Origin of the sequence: Roseitalea sp. MMSF_3546 (genome assembly GCF_030732865.1) — a bacterium.
GTDB lineage: Bacteria > Pseudomonadota > Alphaproteobacteria > Rhizobiales > Rhizobiaceae > Roseitalea.
The window spans coordinates 1-1,913 of the sequence record NZ_JASHKB010000058.1; the positions used below are offsets into that span (position 1 = coordinate 1).

General features: G+C 64.1%; 2 protein-coding genes. Both read left to right on the plus strand.

What is annotated here, in order from left to right:
- A partial coding sequence (locus RBB34_RS19770; protein WP_306120962.1) for an IS66 family transposase occupies nucleotides 1-1,246 on the plus strand: 1,246 nt, incomplete at its 5' end.
- Between the two features lie 40 nt (nucleotides 1,247-1,286).
- A complete protein-coding gene (locus RBB34_RS19775) occupies nucleotides 1,287-1,658 on the plus strand; it encodes a UPF0149 family protein (protein WP_306120963.1) in 372 nt (123 codons plus the stop codon).
- The last annotated feature ends 255 nt before the right edge of the window (nucleotides 1,659-1,913 follow it).

Sequence of the window (1,913 nt, forward strand, 5' to 3'; positions counted from 1 at the left end):
CCACGAGCCAGCATCGACATGCCCCGATTGCGGCGGTACGGCCTTCCTGAAGGCGGGCGAAGACATCACCGAGACGCTTGACTATGTTCCGGCCTCGTTCCGGGTGGTGCGCCATGTGCGGCCGCGTCTGGTGTGCAGGGGCTGCGATCGCACCGTGCAGGCCGATCCGCCGTCGCTGCCGATCGCGCGGGGCAAACCCGGAGCCGGTCTTGTCGCCTATGTGCTGACGGCCAAGTTCTGCGATCATCTTCCGCTCTACCGGCAATCGGCGATCTATGCGCGTCAGGGTGTAGAGATCGCGCGTTCGACCATGGCCGACTGGGTTGGACAGTCGGCAGCCCTGATGCGACCGCTGATCGAAGCGCTGCAAGCCCATGTGTTCGCCGCAACCCGGCTGCACGGGGATGACACGCCGGTGCCGGTGCTCGATCCGGGCCGCGGCAAGACCCGGCAGGGCCGGCTGTGGACCTATGTCCGCGACGGCCGGCCATGGCGCGATGATGCGCCACCGGCGGTCTGCTATCTGTACAGCCCCGACCGCAAGGGCATCCATCCAAGGTCCCATCTGAACAGGTTCGCCGGTGTTCTGCACGCGGACGGCTATGCGGGGTTCAAGGAGCTCTACAAGCCGGGCAGGCCGCACGATGCTCGTCGCATCGTCGAAGCGGCCTGCTGGGCGCATGTGCGGCGCAAGTTCTACGATCTGACGGTCAATGGACCGGCACCGATGGCCGAGGCGGCGCTGCGGCGGATCGGCGAACTCTACGACATCGAGGCTGACATTCGCGGCAGCCCGCCCGATGTCCGCAAGGCCATGCGGCAGCAACAAACGGCGCCCAAGCTGGCCGCATTGAAGGCCTGGCTGGAACAGGAACGATCACGCCTGCCCGGCAAGAGCCCGGCCGCCCAGGCGATCCGCTACGCGTTGTCGCGCTGGGCTGCCCTCAATCGCTTCGTTGCGGACGGCACGATCGAGATCGATAACAACGCCGCCGAAAGGGCGATCAGGCCGGTGGCCCTGGGCCGCAAGAACTGGTTGTTCGCCGGCTCCGACAAGGGTGGCGAGCGGGCCGCGGCCATCCTGTCGCTGATCGAGACCGCCAAGCTGAACGGCCTTGATCCGGAAGCCTATCTGCGCACTGTTCTGTCCCGGATCGCCGATCATCCGGTGGGCCGGATCGACGAACTGCTGCCGTGGAAGATCACCGATTATGCAACGACTCCCGTCCTGGCTCAGAAAGCTTGACGCGGCCCTTGAGGGGCTGCCCGAGCCTGCCGATCCGATGATGCTCAGCCAACTCGACGGCTATCTGGCCGGCGTGATGGTGTGCCCCGACCTGATCATGCCGAGCGAGTGGCTCCCGCTCGTGTGGGGCAAGGATGATGATGGAAACATCGCCGAACCGATCTTCGAAGACGAGACCCAACTGCGCACCACCGTCGATCTCGTCATGAGGCTCTACAACACAATCGGCCGCGACCTCACACGCGGAGGCGATCGATACGCGCCGATCTATGATGCGCACCCCGAAACCGGCGAAGTGATCTGGTCTTCTGGCTCATCGGATTCAAGCAGGCGATGTCCCTACGGCCGGATAGCTGGCTGGACCTTGCCGAGGGCGACGACGATGACGCGGCAACGGCACTGTCCATCCTGATCACCCTGATCGAAGTCGACAATGACGAAGGCAGCCTGCCGGACAAGGAGGTTGAAGAACTACTCGCCGAAGCGCCCGACATGATCCCTTATTGCATTCAGTGTCTCAACGACCAACGCATGCGCCGCAATCCTGCAGCGATGCCATCGGCGCCCAAAGTGGGCCGTAACGATCCTTGCCCCTGTGGATCGGGCAAAAAATACAAGAAGTGCTGTGGTCTGAACTGACCACCACAACGCCTGACCGGACGCTTAC